Annotated in this window: 13 protein-coding genes; 8 read left to right on the top strand and 5 right to left on the bottom strand. The window is 50.7% G+C overall.

Features of this window, described 5'->3' with window-relative positions; genetic code table 11:
* Positions 1 to 8: 8 nt before the first annotated feature.
* The gene (locus tag AAHB90_RS11330) at positions 9 to 926 is read right to left on the bottom strand and encodes a ThuA domain-containing protein (protein ID WP_342085169.1); all 918 of its coding nucleotides are present in this window, start codon (positions 924 to 926) and stop codon (positions 9 to 11) included.
* 370 nt (positions 927 to 1,296) lie between these two features.
* Here AAHB90_RS11330 and AAHB90_RS11325 point away from each other — a divergent pair, with 370 nt between their 5' ends.
* The 4 genes from AAHB90_RS11325 (at position 1,297) to AAHB90_RS11310 (ending at position 7,698) form a co-directional block, all read left to right on the top strand.
* Entirely contained in the window at positions 1,297 to 4,350 is a 3,054-nt protein-coding gene (locus AAHB90_RS11325; protein WP_342085167.1) for a T9SS type A sorting domain-containing protein, read from the top strand.
* Positions 4,351 to 4,635: 285 nt separating this feature from the next.
* Positions 4,636 to 5,085, top strand: a complete 450-nt coding sequence (locus AAHB90_RS11320; protein ID WP_342085166.1) for a VOC family protein — start codon at positions 4,636 to 4,638, stop codon at positions 5,083 to 5,085.
* A gap of 236 nt (positions 5,086 to 5,321) precedes the next feature.
* The gene (locus tag AAHB90_RS11315; protein ID WP_342085164.1) at positions 5,322 to 6,842 is read left to right on the top strand and encodes a succinate CoA transferase; all 1,521 of its coding nucleotides are present in this window, start codon (positions 5,322 to 5,324) and stop codon (positions 6,840 to 6,842) included.
* 13 nt (positions 6,843 to 6,855) lie between these two features.
* On the top strand, positions 6,856 to 7,698 hold the full coding sequence (locus AAHB90_RS11310; protein WP_342085162.1) for a universal stress protein: 843 nt from the start codon (positions 6,856 to 6,858) through the stop codon (positions 7,696 to 7,698).
* 91 nt (positions 7,699 to 7,789) lie between these two features.
* Here the strand turns inward: AAHB90_RS11310 and adhP are convergent, their stop codons facing one another.
* Positions 7,790 to 8,800 carry an alcohol dehydrogenase AdhP gene (gene adhP / locus AAHB90_RS11305; protein ID WP_342085161.1) on the bottom strand — a complete coding sequence of 337 codons (1,011 nt, stop codon included), beginning with the start codon at positions 8,798 to 8,800 and terminating at the stop codon, positions 7,790 to 7,792.
* A gap of 288 nt (positions 8,801 to 9,088) precedes the next feature.
* Between adhP and AAHB90_RS11300 the strand changes: the two genes are divergently transcribed.
* From AAHB90_RS11300 to AAHB90_RS11285, 4 genes are all read left to right on the top strand, one after another.
* A complete protein-coding gene (locus AAHB90_RS11300; RefSeq protein ID WP_342085160.1) occupies positions 9,089 to 9,412 on the top strand; it encodes an ArsR/SmtB family transcription factor in 324 nt (107 codons plus the stop codon).
* 95 nt (positions 9,413 to 9,507) lie between these two features.
* Entirely contained in the window at positions 9,508 to 11,970 is a 2,463-nt protein-coding gene (locus AAHB90_RS11295) for a YbcC family protein (RefSeq protein ID WP_342085158.1), read from the top strand.
* Complete coding sequence (locus AAHB90_RS11290) at positions 11,967 to 13,832, top strand: proton-conducting transporter transmembrane domain-containing protein (RefSeq protein ID WP_342085157.1); 1,866 nt, start codon at positions 11,967 to 11,969, stop codon at positions 13,830 to 13,832. The genes AAHB90_RS11295 and AAHB90_RS11290 overlap by 4 nt, the downstream gene beginning before the upstream one ends.
* A gap of 126 nt (positions 13,833 to 13,958) precedes the next feature.
* A complete protein-coding gene (locus tag AAHB90_RS11285; protein WP_342085155.1) occupies positions 13,959 to 14,528 on the top strand; it encodes a PhnA domain-containing protein in 570 nt (189 codons plus the stop codon).
* A gap of 77 nt (positions 14,529 to 14,605) precedes the next feature.
* Here AAHB90_RS11285 and AAHB90_RS11280 read toward each other — a convergent pair whose 3' ends face one another.
* Genes AAHB90_RS11280 through AAHB90_RS11270 form a run of 3 tightly spaced genes read right to left on the bottom strand, consistent with a single transcriptional unit; the run spans position 14,606 to position 20,132 of the window.
* Positions 14,606 to 15,184: a hypothetical protein gene (locus AAHB90_RS11280; RefSeq protein ID WP_342085152.1), complete on the bottom strand. Its 579-nt coding sequence runs from the start codon at positions 15,182 to 15,184 to the stop codon at positions 14,606 to 14,608.
* A 46-nt stretch (positions 15,185 to 15,230) separates the two neighbouring features.
* Positions 15,231 to 16,892, bottom strand: coding sequence for a SusD/RagB family nutrient-binding outer membrane lipoprotein (locus AAHB90_RS11275; RefSeq protein WP_342085150.1), 1,662 nt, complete (start codon positions 16,890 to 16,892; stop codon positions 15,231 to 15,233).
* Positions 16,893 to 16,931: 39 nt separating this feature from the next.
* Positions 16,932 to 20,132: a SusC/RagA family TonB-linked outer membrane protein gene (locus AAHB90_RS11270; RefSeq protein WP_342085149.1), complete on the bottom strand. Its 3,201-nt coding sequence runs from the start codon at positions 20,130 to 20,132 to the stop codon at positions 16,932 to 16,934.
* Between the last annotated feature and the right edge of the window lie 238 nt (positions 20,133 to 20,370).

Raw genomic sequence — 20,370 nt, 5'->3', positions numbered from 1 at the left:
ATCCGCTCTTACTTCGGGACTTTGAACGTGTCCGCGCTCCTGAGCGACTGCGCTTCTGCCGTCGGAAACTGTGCCGGCAACGGATAGGTCACCGTTCCCGTCGCAAGCCATTCAGTTGCTCTTATCATTGTGGTTTGATAGCCTATACACCGGTAAGCGGGTGGATAGAATTCCCCCTTCCACAAATGCCCCATGCTGGAATTATAAACTCTTCCTGTCCCGTAAGCCACGATCCATTCAACCGGCCAGTTCCTTCTGGTGCCGGTGCTGTCGAAAGCATATGAGAGGACCGTCAGGTTTTCAGCCGTTCCACGCGGAAAATGGTAAACCTCTGTATTAGCAGTCTGCCATTTGTCGGGATATCCCTGATTAATCGGGTGCCGGGTCATAATTTGAACAAGCGCATTAAATCTTTCCGCATGCCCGGTACCTTGCCCCTGCCCGGGCGGTATCCTGATGATATCATTAGATGCCCCCACCTCGATGGCGTAGCCCTCCGAGCTTTTTCGCCACCCCAGTCCGATCATCTTATCGTACTCTTTCCAGTGCGCAAATGCATTGTTAGCTGAATGCAGGATATACAGGCTTCCTCCTCCTTTTACATACTCCTCCAAGTGCCGTTCGGTCTTTGTCGGCCAGCGAAGCGTGGTGTCCTGAATATTGTTGGTGTTCTGAATCACAACTGCATAATTTTCAAATGAGGGGTTCCAGCCGGCCCAGGAAGCCGAATCCAAAGGAACAGTACTCACATCTACTTTGAAACGGCCGCATTCTTCAAGTATCCACTTCGTGACGGCAGATGTCTGTTTCCAGTCGTGGTTACTGAATCCGTCTATGATCAGGACAGGGATCTGCCCACCTTTTTGAGCCAGTGCCGCACAATGTAAAACACAGACTATCGCAAAGACGAAAATGGCTTTATACATATCAGCTTGGATTTATGGCCACGCAACGGGTGCAATGCTCTTCCCGAATTACATAAAGTGCTTGAATCAACATTCTCATCTTAAAATGGGACAAAATGTTAAAAATACTCGCCGGGTACCCAGACTTACAATTTAGCCTATCGAACATTCCTATCACAAATTTGACGATTTGTGCCCTAGTTTCCACTTGCGCCGCTCTTACTTTGCTGGATAAAATTATATTATTTATCAAGCAAATTATATATCATGCCAAACTTCAACCCGTCAGATTAGCCTCACGCAGGTGAGCTTAATGACTGTTCACCCCCGGAATTTATCCGGGCTACTCCGCTTGTCTAGTCCCAAAATTTACATTCAATAATCCAAACTGATGAAGAGAGAATTACTCATATTTTCAGCGGCTCTGCTGGCTGTTTTCATGATGGCCGGCACCTCCGCTTATGCGCAGGCAAAAATCGCGACAATTAAAGTTAATAAAGACGTCTCCTATCAAAAGGTCACGGGTTTTGGCGGTTTCGTCAACAGCCCGCAATTCGGCTATAATCACATGACAGAGAGTGAGATAAGCAAGATGTGGGGACCGACAAGTGAAGCCGGCTACAACATTATGCGGATTTACATTCCAATTGGAGAAGCCAACTGGCCACAGGCGCTGAGCACGGCGCAGCAGGCACAATCTCTGGGATTGAAGATATTTGCCTCGCCCTGGTCTATGCCCTCCGAATGGAAGACCTACAACACCACCGCTTCCCGTTACACAGACGAAAATGGCGTAGTAAGGCCGGTTTATCTCAAAGAAGAACATTATGCCGACTATGCGAAATACCTGGACGATTTTGTAACCTATCTCCGGACCAACGGCGTCGAGCTCTACGCAATATCTCTCCAAAACGAGCCTGACTATCAGGTGGATTATGCCGGATGTATCTGGACGCCAGCCCAGATGGCCGCATTTATCCAAAACCATGGCGACCAGATCAATTGCAGGATAATAGCGCCCGAAAGTGTCGGCATTACCGACAGCTATGCCAATGCCTTTATGGACCCGGCTGTGCTTCCCAAATTCGACATTTTCGGCGGGCACCAGTATGGCGCCATACAGTCGGGCCTGCTGAACGTGCAGGCCCAGGGAAAAGAGGTATGGATGACCGAATTTCTGATTAACTGGAATGCAGGCGGGAGTTCACGCAATTTCAGCTGGCAGACAGACGGGTTTGATTTCGCCAACAAAGTGAACGAAGCATTGCTTGCCAACGTGAATGCCTGGGTACATTATGCTACCAAACGTTATTACGGACCCATGGGCGACGGCCAGTTCGGTACCGAACCCGGCGTTATCACCCAGCGGGGCAATATCCTTTCTCATTACGCCAAATACGTTACCGGCTCGAAGCGCATCCAAACCACCTGGAACGACAACACCAGCGAATTGAGAGGCTCCTCTTACATTTCGGAGGCGGGCGATAAGGTATTCATTGTCGTGATCAATCCGTCGGCTAATACCTATAATCTGGCGGTAGACCTCCCGTTTCTTTCCAATTCCGGAAAAGTGATTACTACCACGCAAACGGCGAGTATGACCGAGGCGGACGCTCCCTTCACGGAGGAAACCGCCCGTCCGAAAGTAACAATCGAAGCGTCGAGTGTGACCACCCTTGTTTTTACCAAAAGCGGCGAACGTTCAGTATCGCAAATGACCGGGGAGCTGGTGAATTATGGAAAAATTGAAGATCAAACCGTCACCAATCCTGCATTCGGCACGGCCTACCAGCTGAGCGGTAAAACCGCGACCCTGAAATACGATATGCCGCTGTTGAGCGCCAACAAAGACGCAGGCAATGGCTACATTCAGTTAGGCCAAAAATTTAACCGTCTCGTTTTCAGGGTAAATAACTTATCATCGACGTTAAATTATTCATCAAGCAATACCACGCTCTATTACATCGACAGCGCGGGAGCACCCAGGTCGCACAACTATGGCAATATCAATTTTACCAAAAGAGACAATTTTGACCTGGTTTTTGATATTTCCGAAGACGTGCTCCCTGCCGGTTGCACGGGTATTCTCGGAGTCGGCAACGGCAATTACAGCTCAGTGCTGACATTCAAATTCGGGAACGTCTATTTCGCCGTCGGCAATGAAAAAGGTTACAGGTTCTCCGGTATCTATAACCATTCGGATAGCAACCTGCTGGATTGTTTTGACGACCCGGGATTTACCTCGCTGGATTTCAGAAATGTAACAGAGATTCCTTCCGGTACCGACTGGCGCGCTTCCTCGCCTAATAAAAATGCCGTTTTTTACGTGAATGGCACCGAGGTAGGTGATAAAAGTAATGTAATCGACGGGCTTACCTGTCCGAAATTGGAACTGAGCGATGTGGGGGGAGATTTTTATCCGCCGTATGGATTTACCGCCGCGGCGGCTGATTACAGCTGCACCCTGAATGGTTTGAGAATGCTGGTTCTGCCGTTTGAAGCCAACATTCCGGCCGGGGTGAAGGCTTACACGATAAAATTCACCGATCCGAAAATTACAGGCATGGTCATCACTTCCGGGAAAATACCGGCCAATACACCCGTACTTGTAACCGGGCAAGGCAATTTCCGGTTCGAAGGCTCGGGCCCCATTGCCACATCGGCCAATCTGAGAACCGGTGCAGCAAGCGCAGAAGTAACGAATAACAATGCACGCACGACGGAGGTAGGAATCACAGGGGGTGTTTACATCGGCATCAAGGCGCCGATCGGCAGCTATTACCTGACCAATAGCGATGGTTCTTTCGTTTTCAGCCGCGTAACGACCGGCGCGCAGCCAGCCGTCAACCCATTCAGTGCCTACCTAGCCCCCGGCTTGCCCACAGCCGCTCCAACGCTGGAACTGACCCTGGATGAAACAGCACTGCCGGTGCACCTGAGCATGTTTACAGCAAAACTTGTCGAAAACGGGGTTAAGCTGGAATGGACGACACAATCTGAAAACAACAATGCCGGATTTGATATCGAAAGAAGTGCCGACGCGAGAGCATTTAAGAAAATAGCCTATGTGATGGGACTCGGCGACAGCGAAACGGAAAAACAGTACAAGCTCACCGACCTTAATCCGCTCCCTGGTACGAGCTACTACCGTTTGAAACAAACAGATCTGGACGGAACTTACGCCTATTCATTGGTCAGGGCAGTAAACAATAGTGGATCAAAACCACTTGTCGTATATCCTAATCCGGTAGGTGGCACGCTCACCATTGATCTGAAAGGTAATAAAGCCGACACCAAAATATTGATTTACGATGTATCCGGACGACAGGTTCTTCAACCGGAACCAGCGACGTCGGGAAAAACAACTTTTGATGTTTCAACGCTGGCACCCGGCATCTATTTTTACCGGTTAGATGACTACACGGGGACTTTTGTCAAAAATTAGAAACTTCACCGACCGAGCTTGCAACTCTGGAGTAACCCGAGAAACGGGGACCTCCGGAGTTGCTTGGTATGAACTATCTTAACAACAATACCGCATCCCTGATCAGGCTCGTCGAACCATTATACATCGGTTACTTCGTGTTGCGATATTTTTGTCTGCATATTTTACCTGAGCCTTGCTGTTGAGACAAGAATTAGTTAATAGACTAAATTTGCAACACCTGAAAGCTTTGATCATCAGTGCCACGGGCAAGATTTATAACGGATAACTAAACACTCTATGGAAATGAGCAAAATAGTAAGAATGGATAATATCGGCATCGTCGTGGAATCCCTTGATGACGCAATTTCGTTTTTCACAGAATTGGGACTGAAACTCGAGGGACGAGCCAATATTGAAGGAGAGTGGGCCGGGCGCGTCACCGGACTGGGCTCTCAGATCGTAGAAATTGCGATGATGGTTACGCCCGATGGCCACAGCAGGCTCGAACTTTCGAGATTTATCACGCCTCCAACAAAATCCGATCACCGGACTGCCCCAGTGAATTCCCTCGGGTATCTGAGAGCGATGTTCACGGTCGAAAACATTGATGACACGGTGTCGAGACTCTTGAAACATGGCGCGCAGCTCGTTGGTGAGATAGTTCAATACGGGGACTCTTACCGGCTATGTTATATCCGCGGTACCGAAGGGCTTCTGATTGGACTCGCAGAAGAAATCGGAGGACAACGTTAAATCCAGAAACGCCGGTCAATTGATTCACCCCGCGTTCCAAAGACCGGTGGTCTTCCGGTTGGTACCACCGGTCAATACGGTTTTCGGCCTCCCGTCCCGGTCATGATAGATACCGAATTTATAGCACCCGAGGAACATGACCAAAGTCAGTTAAGGAGGCACTATTGGTCATCTTTAAGGCTATGGCTTGTCGATAACTTGCACAAGCTTTCGGAAAGTGCTTAAATTCCAAAACAATGAAAGATCTATTTGACATATCCAGAATTAAACATAAAACCCTGGTTTCCAAAATCATGTCGGCCCGGCAGGCGGCCGCGCTCATCGATGATGGAATGGTAGTAGGCGCCAGCGGGTTTACGCGCTCGGGCGACAGCAAGGAGGTACTGGCCGCATTGGCCGAAAAGGCCGAGAACGACCACACCCGCATTACGTTGATGACAGGAGCTTCCCTGGGCCAGGGAACCGACGGCGCGCTGGCCACGGCGGGTGCTATTTCCATGCGGTTGCCATTCCAGTCCGATCCTGTCATGCGGACGATCATTAATGAAGGTAAACTGTTGTACATCGACGAAAACCTAAGCGAGACAGCCACCCACATCCGCAACGGCTTTTTGCCTCCGATCGACATTGCTATTATCGAAGCAGCGTCAATCGAAGCCGATGGTAGTATTGTGCCAACCACTTCGGTGGGCAACTCGGCCATCTTCGTACAGCAGGCCAAACAGGTGATCGTTGAGATTAATCAGGCAGTACCTGTCGAAATCCGTGGGATCCACGATGTATTTCTGCCCGAAGATCCGACAGGCCGTGCCATACTGCCGATTACCGAGGTATGGCAGCGCATCGGCCAGCAGGTCATCGCCTGTGACCCGTCCAGGATTGCAGCAATCGTATTTACCAACCGGAAGGACAGCCCCGCCGAGAACGCTGCTGGCAATGCGGCGGCCGAAGCTATTGCGGGGCATTTGCTGCATTTCTTTGAACAGGAAATAGCTTCGGGGCGGCTGACGCGCTCGCTCAGGCCCATACAGGCGGGAATCGGCAAAATCGCAGACGCAGTGCTGGGTGGGCTGGCGGCAGGCGATTTCCAGCATTTGACCATGTATTCGGAGGTATTGCAGGACAGCGCATTCAAGTTAATCGAGAACGGAAAGATGGATTTTGCCTCCGGAAGTTCGATGACGTTATCCGAAGCCTGTTACCAACATGTATTCGCCGACTTCGACCGTTATCGCCACAAGATCCTGCTTCGTCCCCAAGACATTACCAATGCCGCGGAGGTGATCCAGCGGCTGGGTATTATCGCCATTAATACAGCCCTGGAATGCGACATTTATGGTAATGTCAATTCATCCCACATCTCTGGCAGCCACATTGTCAATGGCATCGGCGGCTCAGCCGATTTTGCCCAAAACAGCTACCTGAGCATTTTTGTCACAGAGTCGGTCACCAAGGGTGGCAAAATATCGCGTATAGTACCCATGGTCACCCACGTCGACCATTCCGAGCATGATGTGGATGTGATCGTAACCGAGCAAGGCCTTGCCGATCTGAGAGGGCTGGCGCCCCGCCAAAAAGCGGAGGCCATACTCAGGCATTGCGTTCATCCCGATTACCATGAGGAGCTTTCAGCATATTTCGAACGTGCCTGCCGGCGTGGAGGTCACACCCCTCACCTTCTGGAAGAAGCATTCCGGCTGCATGCCAATCTGGCCGAAACAGGTTCTATGAAATCCCGTATCCTGCAATCCATTTAAATCTGATATCACGATGAAAAACATTCGTTTGGTGATCGATGCCGGTCACCTCAATACCCATCACGTCCAGTTCGCCTGCTACCTGGCCTCGCTGACCCAGTCGCGACTGACGGGAATCTTTATGCAAAACGCGCCCTATCAAGAGATTCCCCACATGAAAGTCGCATTGGGAACGCCTTTTACAGAAACAGTTACATTGGATGATCTTCCCGATTTTAGGGAAAGGCAGGAATTGCTCCAGGAACATGAAAGTACCTTCCGCGCTATTTGCGAACGGCAAGGTGTACACGTGAGCGTGCAGGAAAACCCGCACGAGCCGCTTGAACAAATCCTGGCCGAAAGCCGCTACGCTGATCTGATGATTATTGGCAGCGATCTGGCATTTGAACCTTCGGATGAAAAGAAACCCAGCGCATTCCTGAAAGATGTGCTCTGTGCTGTCGAATGCCCCGTCATGATAGCTCCTGCCTATTTTGAAGGGGTGGAAGAGATTGTCTTTGCCTACGACGGGAATGCGGCAGCCGTTCATGCTGTCAAGCAGTTTTCTTACCTCTTTCCGGAACTTGAAGACTGTCGGCTGACCATTGTACAGGTGGTTGGGGAGAATGAACCGGAAGATGATGCCGATACGAGCAAGCTTGCCCGGCTTGTCAGCTCACACTACTCCAATGCACATTTCAAAAAACTTTACGGACGCCCCAATTCCGAGCTTTTTGCTTTTCTGGCAACTAAGCAAAAGACGCTGGTCGTCATGGGATCTTATGGTCGCAACGCATTTTCAAATATGCTGACGCCCAGCACGGCCGACCCGCTGATCCGCAGCCTGAACCTGCCGGTTTTTATCGCGCATCGATAAATCAGGCACAAGCATCGCTGAAAACAGAAAAAGGGCTGCGCTGGCAGCCCTTTTTCTTTTGATATTTAAAAGAAATTCTAACAGTGTAAAGCTAGATACTCATCACGACCCGCCCTTCAATGCGGCCCGCCTTCATGTCGTCGAATATACTGTTGATGTCATCAAGCTGCGCGGTATGAACAGTTGCTTTCACCTTGCCCTCGAGGGCGAAGCCGACGGCTTCCTGCATATCCTTACGTGTGCCTACGATCGAGCCGCGGATCGTGTGACGGTTAAGCACGGTTTGGAAAATAGGCAGATCGAAACTGCCGGGAGGAAGGCCTGTCAGGGCCATTGTACCTTTTTTACGAAGGGCTGCTATCCCTTGCTGAAAGGCCACCGGAGAAACGGCGGTAATCAACACGCCATGCATGCCTCCTGTTTCTTTTTTCAAAAATGTGCCCGGATCCTCCTGCATGGCATTGACTGTAAGATCGGCTCCAAGGCGCCTTGCCAGATCGAGCTTTTCCTCGCTCACATCAATAGCAGCCACATGCATGCCCATGGCCTTGGCATATTGAACGGCCAGGTGACCCAAACCACCGATGCCTGAAATGGCCACCCACTCTCCTGCTCTCGTATCGGTTTCTTTTAATCCCTTGTAGACGGTCACGCCCGCGCACAGAATGGGTGCCATGCCGATCATATCGGTCCCGGCCGGTAAATGCGCCACATAACGAGCGTCGGCCAAAACATATTCGGCATAGCTGCCATCGACGCTGTAACCGCCGTTCTGCTGGGCATCGCAGAGCGTTTCCCATCCGGTAATGCAATACTCACAACAACCGCACGCGCTGTACAGCCATGGAACGCCCACTATATCTCCTTCCTTAATCCCGGTCACTCCCGGCCCTACCCCGGCGACAAAGCCGATACCTTCATGGCCCGGGATGAGCGGCAATTTGGGTTTCACCGGCCAATCACCGTCTGTGGCATGAAGATCGGTATGACAAACGCCGCTGGCGACAACTTTGACTAAAATCTGGTTATCGCCGGGTCGGCGAACGGCAACTTCTTCGATCCGTAGCGGCTTACCGAACTCGTGGACAACCGCAGCTTTCATGGTTTTAGGTAGCATAAATCTCTGTATTCAGATGGTATGTACCGGCAAAGTTGGCTATTTAAAACCCTGCTATTCATGACGCTGGTCAGTTTCAAATGTGACGGCGGCTCACCCCATTGCGCGCAAATAGTCCGGCACCAGCGGCTTTTCGGCGCAGCTTAAATGTGCTATCTATTTAATGCATCATTTCACTGGCGCAGACACTGGTGCTGGTGGATTTTTAAGCCAGGAAAATTGTGGGTTGCTAAAAATTATGTATATTTGAATATTCTAATATAAGAATTAAACATGAATAGCCCACTACACCTCTATAAAGCGGAGTTCTTCAAGACGCTGGGGCATTCTGTCCGCCTGGCCATCCTGGATGCGCTAAGGGAAGGCCCGCTTTCAGTCACAGAGTTGCAGGCAGTTATTCAAACCGAACAATCCATTCTATCGCAGCACCTGGCTAAGCTGCGTGCTATGAAGTTTGTTAGCAGTCGCAGGGAAAAAACCACGATCTACTATCACGTCCATGACCGGGAAGTCTATCAATTCCTTGACTTGGCGAAAAATATATATGTACGTCAGTTGCAACAGTCACAGGAAATGCTCAACGAGCTTATTCCCTAAAATATAGGCTCATGGCGTATGCAGGAACGTGCGGAACAAGTGAAGAAGATCGGGATATGCGCGGGTATGTTAGCGGTAGACAGCAGTAAAAGTAAATGAATGCCTCAATTAACGATCGTCGGGCCGAAAGTGGTTTCTACAACGAGCAGGAAACGCTTGAACTGCTGAGGTGCTTTTTGCCTTCACAACCACCGCTGAAAGATTTCGTTCACCACAACCCTTTACATGGTTTTCAAAGCTTAAAGTTCGGAGACGGTCTTGCCAGCGCCTCCAAGATTTTTGGCTACCAGCTTTATCTTCCATTAGAGGAATACAGGTCGCTCTACGACTCGGGCCGTATCAACCGCTACGCTTTGGAACAAGCGATATTGGAAAAATATCCTGATGAAGGCTTCGAATGCTGGCAGGAAAGGCTTTTTTCCAAACAATACGAGCCTCACCGGCACACACGTATCGGAGCGCTTCGCTCCAACTGGAAGAGGGAATATCAAATTGACATTGACTCACAAACACATCCGGCGCTATTTCGTATCCTGTCCGGTTATCTCGACCAGGGGATCGCCACCTGGCGATTTCCGGTAAGCCCGGCAGGATTTATCAGTTCCCTTCGCAAAATGGAACAAAACGGCCTGGTGAGCTTCTTTCGTAGAAAACGTGCTTCGCGTCTTTTACTGGAAACTTCTTGTGAGATAAAAGATCTTCTGGGCATCCTTGTTGGCCGGCCCGCTTTGTACAGTCAATACCTCTTTGACCAGCAATTTGCCCACCCAGGATGGTCGGGGATGGCATCCTGGGGCGAAAACAACCCCGGCCGCCTTTTGCAAGAAAGAAACATTTCCCTGCGGGAGCTCATTCAGCTTGAATTGCTGCTGGAAATCGACGCGCTGGATTCGCGTTTCGGGACCACCTGGCAGCCATTGGGCAAGCGGGTTGGGATGATGTCCGGGGATATTTTCGCTCCTGTGGAAAAAACCGAACTGGAACTGGTCCTGGCAATCTGGCAAGACGCTTTTGAATGGTCCTATTACAATCATGTGCTGGCGACGCTTTCCTGCCGGAAGGACAAGGACGAGCGGAACAGCCACAGGTCGTCTCAGAGCCTGTTCTGCCTGGATGACCGCTCCGGCTCACTACGGCGGCACTTAGAGCAGGCTGATCCGGCATGCGAAACCTTTGGGACACCCGGTTTTTTTGGTGTGCCATTCTTTTTCCAGGCTGAACCCGGCGGAAATTATACCAGGCAAGCCCCTGCCCAAAGCAAACCCGAGCACGTGATCAAGCAGATCGGAGCGACACAAGCCCGCGAGAACAGCCTGGACTTGCCCTTAGGCACCAATTCACTTTTCCGGGGCTGGCTCATTTCGCAGACGCTCGGTTTTTGGGCTACCTTCAGGCTGTTGCTGAACATTTTCAGGCCGCAATCAGGTCTGCTCACAACGGAGCCAGTCAAGGAACAGAAAAATGCTCCCTGGCTTAGCGTCGAAAACAGTATCTCCTACCCTTTGGAGAATGGCTTACAAATTGGCTACACAGTTCCCGAAATGGCCGACAGCGTCGAAAGCCTGCTGCGAAGCATTGATTTGACAGTTGATTTTGCCCGGGTCATATATGTGATCGGACATGGGGCGAGCAGTGTCAACAACCCCCATTATGCCGCATACGATTGCGGGGCCTGCTCGGGTAATCCCGGCGGGATCAATGCCAGGGTTTTCGCCTGGATGGCCAATCATCCAAAGGTACGGGAGCTGCTTGATGAACACGGGATCCGGATCCCTGACCGTACCCAGTTCGTGGGAGCCCTGCACGATACTACGCGCGACGATATCACCTTCTATGACACTCAGACGCTTTCCAGTGAGAACACTCATTATCACGAGATCAACCGTAAAGTTTTTATCAGTGCCCTGGATCTGAATGCAAAAGAAAGAGCCGGAAGATTCGCTTCCATAGACCCAAACCTGACACCTGAAAGGGCTCACCAGGCGGTAAGGTCCAGATCCGTATCTCTGTTCGAACCTCGTCCGGAGCTCAACCATGCCACTAATGCGGTTTGCATCGTCGGTCACCGCGATATGTCCAGGGGGCACTTTTGGGACAGACGTCTTTTTATGAATTCATACAATTATGCCGGGGATCCTGACGGCAAGGTCCTATACGATATTTTAAATGCGGCAACGCCGGTTTGCGGCGGCATTAACCTCGAATATTTTTTCTCACGGACTGACAATCACCGGCTCGGCGCGGGTAGTAAGCTGCCACACAATGTTGTAGGACTTTTGGGGGTTGCAAACGGTATGGAAGGAGACTTACGTACCGGATTGCCCAGTCAGATGACTGAGCTCCATGACCCTGTCCGCCTCTTAATGATCGTTGAGCATTCCCCGAGTGTTGTCTCGGCGGTTATCGGCAGGTCCGAAAAGCTTCGTGAGTGGTTTGCAAACCAGTGGGTCCATTTGGTGGTGATTGAACCCGGCAGCGGAACATTCCTCAGATTTAAGGATGATCGGTTTGAGGTTTACAGTCCATCCGCTTATCATGAAAATGCCGTAGAGCCATGACATATTTTATTATCCTGTTGTTACTGATCCCCTTGGCCGGATTTTTGATAAGCCTGCTTAGCCCTTCACGAAACGAAGGGCTGATTTCCCGCATCGTATTTATTACCACAGGTCTGCAACTGATTATTTCCCTCGCATTTACGGCTGCCTGGATATTGACCGGCGGCCAGCCGCTGGCCTCAGAGAGCGTGGTAATTTTCAGCTCGGGCAGCTACGAATATGGCCTGGATTTGTATTTTGACAAAATCACTTCGGTCTTCCTTCTTGCAGGAACCATACTGACTTTCCTTGTCACTACTTACAGCAGGCGGTACCTGCACCGGGAGGAAGGCTATAAACGCTTTTTCTACACGATTCTCCTCTTTTATTCGGGATACAACATCACCATTTTTTCAGGAAATTTTGAAACGCTCTTTATAGGCTGGGAAATCCTGGGCATTACCTCGTTCCTGCTGATCTCGTTTTACCGGGACCGTTATTTACCTGTCAAAAATGCCGTCAAGGTATTTTCGGTTTATCGTCTCGCGGATGTGGGCATATTGCTGGCTGTCTGGGCGAGCCATCACTTGTGGAGCTCCTATATTACTTTTGAAAAAATATCTGACTACCAAATGGTACAGCGTCAGTTGCAGGCACACGGTCTGATCGGCATCGCCGTTTCAGTCATGATTGTCCTTGCTGCGGCCGCCAAATCCGCTCAATTGCCATTTTCTTCCTGGCTTCCCCGAGCGATGGAAGGACCTACCCCTTCGACCGCCATATTTTATGGCGCCCTTTCTGCGCATATGGGGGTATTCCTGCTGCTTAGGACATGGCCTTTCTGGCAGCACCAGCCCGGAATCCGCCTCTTGATCGGGGTAATCGGACTATCAACAGGCATTGTCGCGACAGCCATTGCCCGCACGCAGTCATCGGTAAAGAGTCAGATCGCTTACGCATCCATTTCGCAGATCGGGCTTATTTTTGTAGAGATCGCAGCAGGTCTGGAAAACCTCGCATTGCTGCATTTTGCCGGAAATGCCTTTTTGCGGGCCACCCAACTATTAATATCCCCTTCCATAGTCAGCCAGAGGATCGGTGAATATCGGCGCGTTAAAGAATCTTCATTTAACCTGGAAAAATGGATTCCGGAACGCCTGCGGAACGGGTTATACATGCTCAGTCTCCAAGAATGGGGATTGGATTCTTTCATGTACCGTTACCTTTGGAACCCGTTTAAAAAGGTTGGAGGCGCGCTCGGTTTTCTCACTGCCCGCCGTGTAGGCCTATTTTTCATCCCGGTTTACCTAACGGGCGCTTTTTTTTGCTTTCACCAGCGCTATGTCCCCACAGAACTACGGGCCTGGCTACCTGCTGCGTCTTCTCTCCTGGGGCTGGTAATGGCCATCAAATCCTTTTCCGAAAGAAAAAATGTCTGGCTGAGCTGGATATTGATTATTACAAACCATTTATGGGTTGCCTTAGCCGTTTCATTCAACGAAAGGATCCCGGCAGGTCAGCTTCTGTTGTATTTGAGCGGCGTCATCATTGCCGGTCCAGCGGGCTACTGGTGCCTGTCGCGTCTTCGAAAGTTGGAGCGCCACATCGGGCTGAGCCAGTTTCACGGCCACATTCAACGGCACAAGCGGATAGGCATCGTATTCTTTCTTTCATGCCTGGGATTGTCAGGATTTCCCATCACGCCGACGTTTATCGGCGAGGACCTTGTGTTCTCCCATATTCATCAAAATCAGGTCCTGCTTGCATTTTTAGTGTCGCTGGGTTGCATTATCAACGGTTTATCGCTGATCCGCATTTATGCCAGGGTCTTTCTGGGGCCGGGCATGCGTTCACAGTACGAATTGACCTACCGCTCGTCCTGATTATCCGGCCATGTTCAGGAAACAGGCCCGCCACGTGCAGATAAATATAAAGACAATAACAGCAGTGAGTCTGCAACCGCCCCGACTACGAACTGCAAATAAGGAAAACAATTTTTGACCATATATATGAATTTAAAACTTGAAAAGAGAAGCGGTAACGCATGTGAATTATGTAAGTCCGATCAGCAGATATCCGTTTATCAGGTCCCTCCGATTGGTTACACCGACAATGAGATCGTCATATGCAAGGATTGCCGTTCACAGATCGACAGAGAACAGGAAATGAACAGCGATTACTGGGGTTTCCTGTCCGAGGCCATGTGGAGCGAAGTACCGGCTGTCCAGATCGTGGCCTGGCGCATGCTTAGCCGGCTGAAAAACGAAAGCTGGGCTGCCGACAATCTGGATATGATGTACCTGGACGAGGATATGCTGGCATGGGCCCAGGCAAGTTCAGATCACGAGGGCGCGGCTGATATGGCCGTGCACCGTGACAGCAATGGTAATGTCTTAAAAAACGGGGACTCGGTCGTGCTCACCAGGTCACTGGATGTGAAGGGCAGTTCCCTGAATGCCAGAATGGGTACGGTTGTAAAGAATATACGGGTCGTGGAAGACAATACAGAACAAATTGAAGGCAAGATAGACGGTCAGTTGATTGTCATATTGACCAAATACCTTCGCAAGCAGGCTTAACGTGTCCAGGTAAAACAAAAAAATGCTCCCGCCAAAGGCAGGAGCATTTAACAAATACCTTGTATGAGTTGACTCCATTATAAGCTTACATTGATGCGGTAAAAGAACGGGGAGCTATAAAAAGCGCCACCCGTAATGTCGATAGTCGTGTTGGACACGGTGAACGATTTACCGTCGGTCAGCACCATAGTCCCCGTTACCTCAAACCGGTCCCCCGCACTGACCAGCTTGGGATCCAGCCCGGTGGCTTTCAGCGCCTCCTCGCCGGTAATGGTCATTGTCGCCCGCGGGTACCCGGTAGTGGGGTCTTTCGTGTACGAGGATGCCGCGATCTTCCGTAAGGCCACATCCGCGATGTTGTTGGTGCCGTTGGCAGGCGTGTTGTCGATAAAACGGATCATCAGATCGTAGGAATCAAATAATGCTCCCTTGTCTTTGGTGATTGCCTCGTGCAGACATTCCAGTTTAGTCCCCGGCATGTTGGCGAGGCTCACGGTAAATGTATTGGCCAGAACCGGGTAAGGCGTTACCACGCGCATATACCCTCCCGATTCCAGTGAAAATTCATCGATTCGCTCATTTTCGAGCGGCGAATCGCACCCACTGACAGCCACAGCCAGCAGGCAGACCAATAACACGCTTTGTATATATTTCATAATCAGCATTTTATAAGTTGAAATAAGTTCTGATCAAATAATGATACTACCTGAACAGCGTCGCCGGATTGTTGTCCCAGAATACCGGCTGTGTCACATCGGCTTTCTGCTTGGCGTTGGCGTTCCTGGTGATGAATGAAGCCGGGTAATAATAAGACCTGGCAAAACCTCCCGGGTTAGCCTCCAAAGCAGGCTGCATGTTAAGCGGCATACCTGTCCGACGGTATAGGTTATACGCTTCGACGCCATTGCCGTAAAGGGCCAGCCAGTACTCGGTAGCGATGATGTTCAACCTGGCCGCATCGGTCGCCGCCGCGTCATAGGCTTTCAGTACCGTGCTCAAATAGGTTTCCACGTCTTTGGCCCAGGTAATCGCCTTGGCTTCTTCGAATGCGGAGATCTTGCTGCTTTCAATGGTCGCCAATGCAAAACTCCTTACATCGGCCATCGACTTCTCGATCCCGCTTTTCAGCAATTCGCGCGGGCTCCCCGCAGTACCCAGCGTCAGGGCGGCTTCGGCCAGCATGAAGTCCACATACGACCGCATCATGATCGGATGTATACCCGCGCCTCCCGCACCTGCACCCAGGGAAACGGCTCTTCCCGCATCATTATCATACAACCCGCCTGCCGGATAAACTCCCCACGCCGTTCTAAGCAGCCCATCTGGTGGAATACCCTCATTGCTGAGATGATCGCGGCCCCAGTAACCCACGGATGTCGGTAAACAATAAACGTCCGTCACCGAGTAATGGGCCGGCTTTTGATTATTAATACATCTGAGCGCATTGACATCGGTGGGATTGACGATCGTCTGCCGGTAGAGGTAGTAGCGAATACGAGGATCGGGAAACCCTTTTGACGAATACAAGGCGGCCATGTAATGATTGGCCTGATAGTCGCCCCCGCCCGTGGGCGAGTATTGGCCTGCATAACGAGGGTGCCGCGTGTCGGGGTTGGTCAGGTTCGAGCCGAATTTAAACTGGAAATTCTCGGTAACCGACGTAATGAGCCGGCCGCCGGTAATCAGGGCAGAGATGCCGGAGGTTGCTTTCGCCTTGTCGGTCAATCTCAGGTTCAGCAATGCTTTCAATTTAAGCGCATTAGCCGCCTTTACCCAATTATCCACATTTCCGGCATAGTACAGGTCTCCCGCCGCCGCCGAACGCGAAGTGGCCGAAAAATTGGCGATGGCCTGATCCAGGATCGTCAGGGCAGCAGCATATATGGCGGCGCCTCCGTCGGTTTTCGGATTGAAATTATTGATATCCAGCGCCTCGCTGTAAGGTACATCGCCAAAGCCGTCGACCAGGTTGAGCAACACGGACGCCTGGATCGTACGGGCGATACCCGCGTGGACGAAGAACTCGCTGGATTCCGCGATCGGGATCAGGGTTTTGACGTCGATCATAATATTGGCATAAGCGTTGGTCCAGGCGCCATCAAAACCGCCTGGCGAAACTGCGTTGTCGTAGATGGCCGCCCCCTGGTTCAGCATCCGCGTCAGGCGCATGCCGGAGTTGCCCATCTGATTGAAATGTTCAGCATAATCCAGCTCAATGCGGTTCAGCAGATAATTCATATCGGTGTTGCTGGTCGTAACCGCATTGGGGCTGTCGAGCAGGTCAAGCGAACAGGCGCTGACCAGCAAAGAAACGAATGCCAGCAGGCATATTTTCAATTTTGGTAACATATCCTTCTTCATCATCTGGATGGATTAATGTCAAATAAGTGTTTGGACTGGCTCCTAGAATGTGAGCTTCAATGTGGCGCCATATCTTTTGGAACTGGGTCCGGTCAGGAACTCAAAACCAAGCCCGTTGCCGACTCCCAGTCCGAGGTTGTCCGTATCGAAATTCAAACCCTTGGGGAAGTGAAGGGCTTTATACCAAAGGTTGTTGCCGGTAAATGAAATGGACGCCCTTTTGATCTTCAACTTGCTCAACAGGCCGGCGGGCAACTGGTAGGAAAGCGAAACCTCCTGAAGGCGGACCGTGCTGCCATCGTACATCCTGCCTTCATCGCCAAAGAAGTAAATGTTATTAAACCCGACATCGGAGGCTGTGACCTGGTAGTTGTTGGGGGTACCATCCGCTTTTACACCATCAAAAATATAGGTCTGGGCACGGTCGTAGCCGTTTTTCAAACCGGTATCCTCGGTCATACCCCTACCCATAAGAGCCCCGGCAGTGGATGAATACATCGCGCCCCCGTGCCGGTATGAGATCATGACATCCAGCGCAATACCCTTGTAATTGAATGTGTTGGACAGGCTGCTTGTAAATGCTGGATTAGGATTACCCAGGATCACCGGCGAAGTGGTGGCTTGCAGGTATCCATTGCTGCCAATCAATAGCCGGCCCTGATCATCGCGGCGAAAACCGGCTCCTTTGATGACGTTAAATGGCTGCCCTACGATGGCATAGTTCCCCAGCGACGCGCCGAAGCCGCTGATCTGGACTTCCTGCAAAGTTCCGCCGAGGTCGAGCACCTTTGGCAGGATTCTGGAATAGATAAGGTTCAGGTCCCAGGAAAAGTTACCGGTCTTGATCGCCGTTGCATTCATGCTAAGCTCGATTCCTTCATTCCGGATCTTGCCAATGTTAATCGTCGTCGAAGTATAACCGGCCGAGGCGTCCAGGGGCGAATTGGTGATCAGGTCGCGGGTATTTCTACGAAACAGCGTCAGGTCAAAACCTACTCTATTGTCCAGCACCTTGCCTTCAACGCCCAGTTCATACTCTGTGTGCAGTTCGGGTTTCAGGTTGGGGTTGCCAAGGTTATTGTTGACCGAATGGGTCTGGATGGTCGAACCGGCGCTATTGAGAAATGCCCTTGCATTCTGGTCAAGAATGTTCCGCGTGCTGTAAGGCGAGGGAAAACCGGCAGAAGTCCCCACTCCGACGCGCATTTTCAGAAAATTCAGAAAACCGGTCCCCAACCCCTTGAACGCGCTGGTGGGTACGAAGGAAAGGCTGGCTGATGGATAAAAGATCCTCCGGTTGGCGATCTCTACCGTCGACGTCCAGTCATTACGGCCCGCCACGTTCAGGAACAGTGCGTTATCGATATCTGCTGTGATTTCCCCGAAAATCCCGATCCTTGTTTGCTCGGTTTCAAAATCGGAAGCTGTATTATCAATAAAATTATTATGACGGAAAAGTCCGCGTGCCAATTGGTTCTGGCTCGTGATCACTTTACCTTCAAAGAGGTCATTGCGCATGTTTCCGCCGACTTTGGCAGAAAATGAAAATTTTTCAGAAAGCGTTTTGCTGTACGAAAGGATCAGACTATTGTCCCAGATCCTGTTGTTGATGTCATAGGTGCTATAAAAGCCGTTGACAAAACTGACGCCGCCCTTGTTGAGCATGTACCGCTGATTTTCTGTATAAGAATCCAATCCTACCTTGTAAATGAGGTTGAAATCCGGGGCCACTTGGTAGTTGACCAGCGTAGAGGTGAATAGCCTGTTGACAATGCCAGTGGTTTTGTAGTTTTTCAGAATCCACCTAGGATTAGGAATGTCGTTGCCGCTGCGAAAATACACCGTGCCACCGGTAATTGGGTTTTCATAGGGCCATCCCATCAGGTCGACCTGCCTGGGCGTGTACATGACATTGGCGAGCACCGACGGGAAATCGACGGCGTTGTTGCCCGTACCCCCGCTGAGCGGCGGCGCGTACTGGTCGGTATTGACGAAATTGAACGAGGTGATGATATTGAGCTTTTTGCTGAGCTGGGCATTCAATCCAAGGCCGAGATTGAGCCTTTTCAATCCATTCTCCGGGATATAGCCCTGCTCGGCGTTGTATCCTGCCGATACATTGTAGCTCACTTTTTCACCACCACCCGAAACGTTCAGCGACGTCGTCGAGATTTTTCCCGTACGAAAGAAATCCTTGACGTTGTTGGGGTATACCTGCATTTTATACGGGCTGACCGAGGCGACATAATCCGCCATTGCCGCCCGAAGGCCTCCTGATGTCGTCAGGAAAGCGTATGGATGGGTCGTGAGGGCCGTATTGGTGTTTTGGGACGGGTAGGTCTGAGCTTCTGCTAACGTAGGGCCCCAGTTACTGAAAAAGTAGCCCAGGTTTTGCTGGAAACCACCCACGTAGTCATTTTGGTAACGGGGCAGATGCGCCTGGTTGGCAAATACCGATTGTGTGAGGGAGTACTCCGTAGCGCGTGCCTTTTTACTTCCATTCTTGGTAGTTACCAGAATAACCCCGTTACGGCCCTGGTCGCCGTACGTGACCGTCGCGGCAAGTCCTTTGAGGACGGTGATATTCTCGATATTGTTAGGGTCAATATCGAGGAACCGGCTCGATGCCGTTTGCCCTCCGTTTGTAAAACCGCCCCGGGAGTTGGTATTCGAGTTGAACGGAATGCCGTCCACGACAAACAGGGGCTGATTGGAGCCGGTGATGGAGGAATACCCCCGGATCGTAATGTTGGTACCTGTGCCCGAAACACCCGACGTGGACGTAATATTGACGCCAGCAATCTTGCCCTGCAGGACCCGGCCCACGTCCGCCTGCGGGCGGTCCTCGATCGATTTTTTCTCGATGGTCGTTACGGCATAACCCAACGCGCGTTTTTCACGGGCAATACCCTGGGCGGTCACCACGATCTCCTGAAGGTTTTTGGTGTCGACTACCAGTTGCACATCGACAGTGGATCGGTTACCGACCGAAACTTCCTGGGTAGTGGTGCCTACAAAACTGAATACAAGCGTTGTGGCGCCGTCGGGCAGGTCAATGGCGTAGGTTCCGTCGGCCCCGGTGTTGGTGCCTATCGGCGTGCCTTTTACTACAATTGCAACACCCGGAAGATCACTCCCGTCATCGGAGGACGTCACCTTGCCAGTGATTTTTCGTTGCTGGGCAGAAACGAGCTGCCAGCAAGAACATCCCAGCAGGATGCCCAGCAGTAAAAATTTTCCCATAAATCATTCTGTTAGTTAGGTTTTGGCAGTCGGCTACAAGTAACCTTTCCACAATGTCAGAAAACTTGCCCAGCCGTCGTTTATCGGATATTAACCGATATTTACCAAAAATTAACAAAACAGAATTTTATTTTAACTTTTTAAATTTTTATTTGATTTATAACTTTAATAGTTGTTGATACCAAAATATAATTTGTCATAATCTGACACTTACAACATCATAAACTATATAATAATA

It is taken from the genome of Dyadobacter sp. OTU695 (assembly GCF_038440355.1).
In the GTDB taxonomy this organism is placed as follows: Bacteria; Bacteroidota; Bacteroidia; order Cytophagales; family Spirosomataceae; genus Dyadobacter.
This window is presented reverse-complemented; position numbering and strand designations above follow the sequence as displayed.

Excerpts from the sequence above, each read along its gene's own strand:
- AAHB90_RS11330 (WP_342085169.1), bottom strand. The coding sequence starts at position 926 with ATGTATAAAGCCATTTTCGTCTTTGCGATAGTCTGTGTTTTACATTGT.
- AAHB90_RS11325 (WP_342085167.1), top strand. The coding sequence starts at position 1,297 with ATGAAGAGAGAATTACTCATATTTTCAGCGGCTCTGCTGGCTGTTTTC.
- AAHB90_RS11320 (WP_342085166.1), top strand. The coding sequence starts at position 4,636 with ATGAGCAAAATAGTAAGAATGGATAATATCGGCATCGTCGTGGAATCC.
- AAHB90_RS11315 (WP_342085164.1), top strand. The coding sequence starts at position 5,322 with ATGAAAGATCTATTTGACATATCCAGAATTAAACATAAAACCCTGGTT.
- AAHB90_RS11310 (WP_342085162.1), top strand. The coding sequence starts at position 6,856 with ATGAAAAACATTCGTTTGGTGATCGATGCCGGTCACCTCAATACCCAT.
- adhP (WP_342085161.1), bottom strand. The coding sequence starts at position 8,800 with ATGAAAGCTGCGGTTGTCCACGAGTTCGGTAAGCCGCTACGGATCGAA.
- AAHB90_RS11300 (WP_342085160.1), top strand. The coding sequence starts at position 9,089 with ATGAATAGCCCACTACACCTCTATAAAGCGGAGTTCTTCAAGACGCTG.
- AAHB90_RS11295 (WP_342085158.1), top strand. The coding sequence starts at position 9,508 with ATGAATGCCTCAATTAACGATCGTCGGGCCGAAAGTGGTTTCTACAAC.
- AAHB90_RS11290 (WP_342085157.1), top strand. The coding sequence starts at position 11,967 with ATGACATATTTTATTATCCTGTTGTTACTGATCCCCTTGGCCGGATTT.
- AAHB90_RS11285 (WP_342085155.1), top strand. The coding sequence starts at position 13,959 with ATGAATTTAAAACTTGAAAAGAGAAGCGGTAACGCATGTGAATTATGT.
- AAHB90_RS11280 (WP_342085152.1), bottom strand. The coding sequence starts at position 15,184 with ATGAAATATATACAAAGCGTGTTATTGGTCTGCCTGCTGGCTGTGGCT.
- AAHB90_RS11275 (WP_342085150.1), bottom strand. The coding sequence starts at position 16,892 with ATGATGAAGAAGGATATGTTACCAAAATTGAAAATATGCCTGCTGGCA.
- AAHB90_RS11270 (WP_342085149.1), bottom strand. The coding sequence starts at position 20,132 with ATGGGAAAATTTTTACTGCTGGGCATCCTGCTGGGATGTTCTTGCTGG.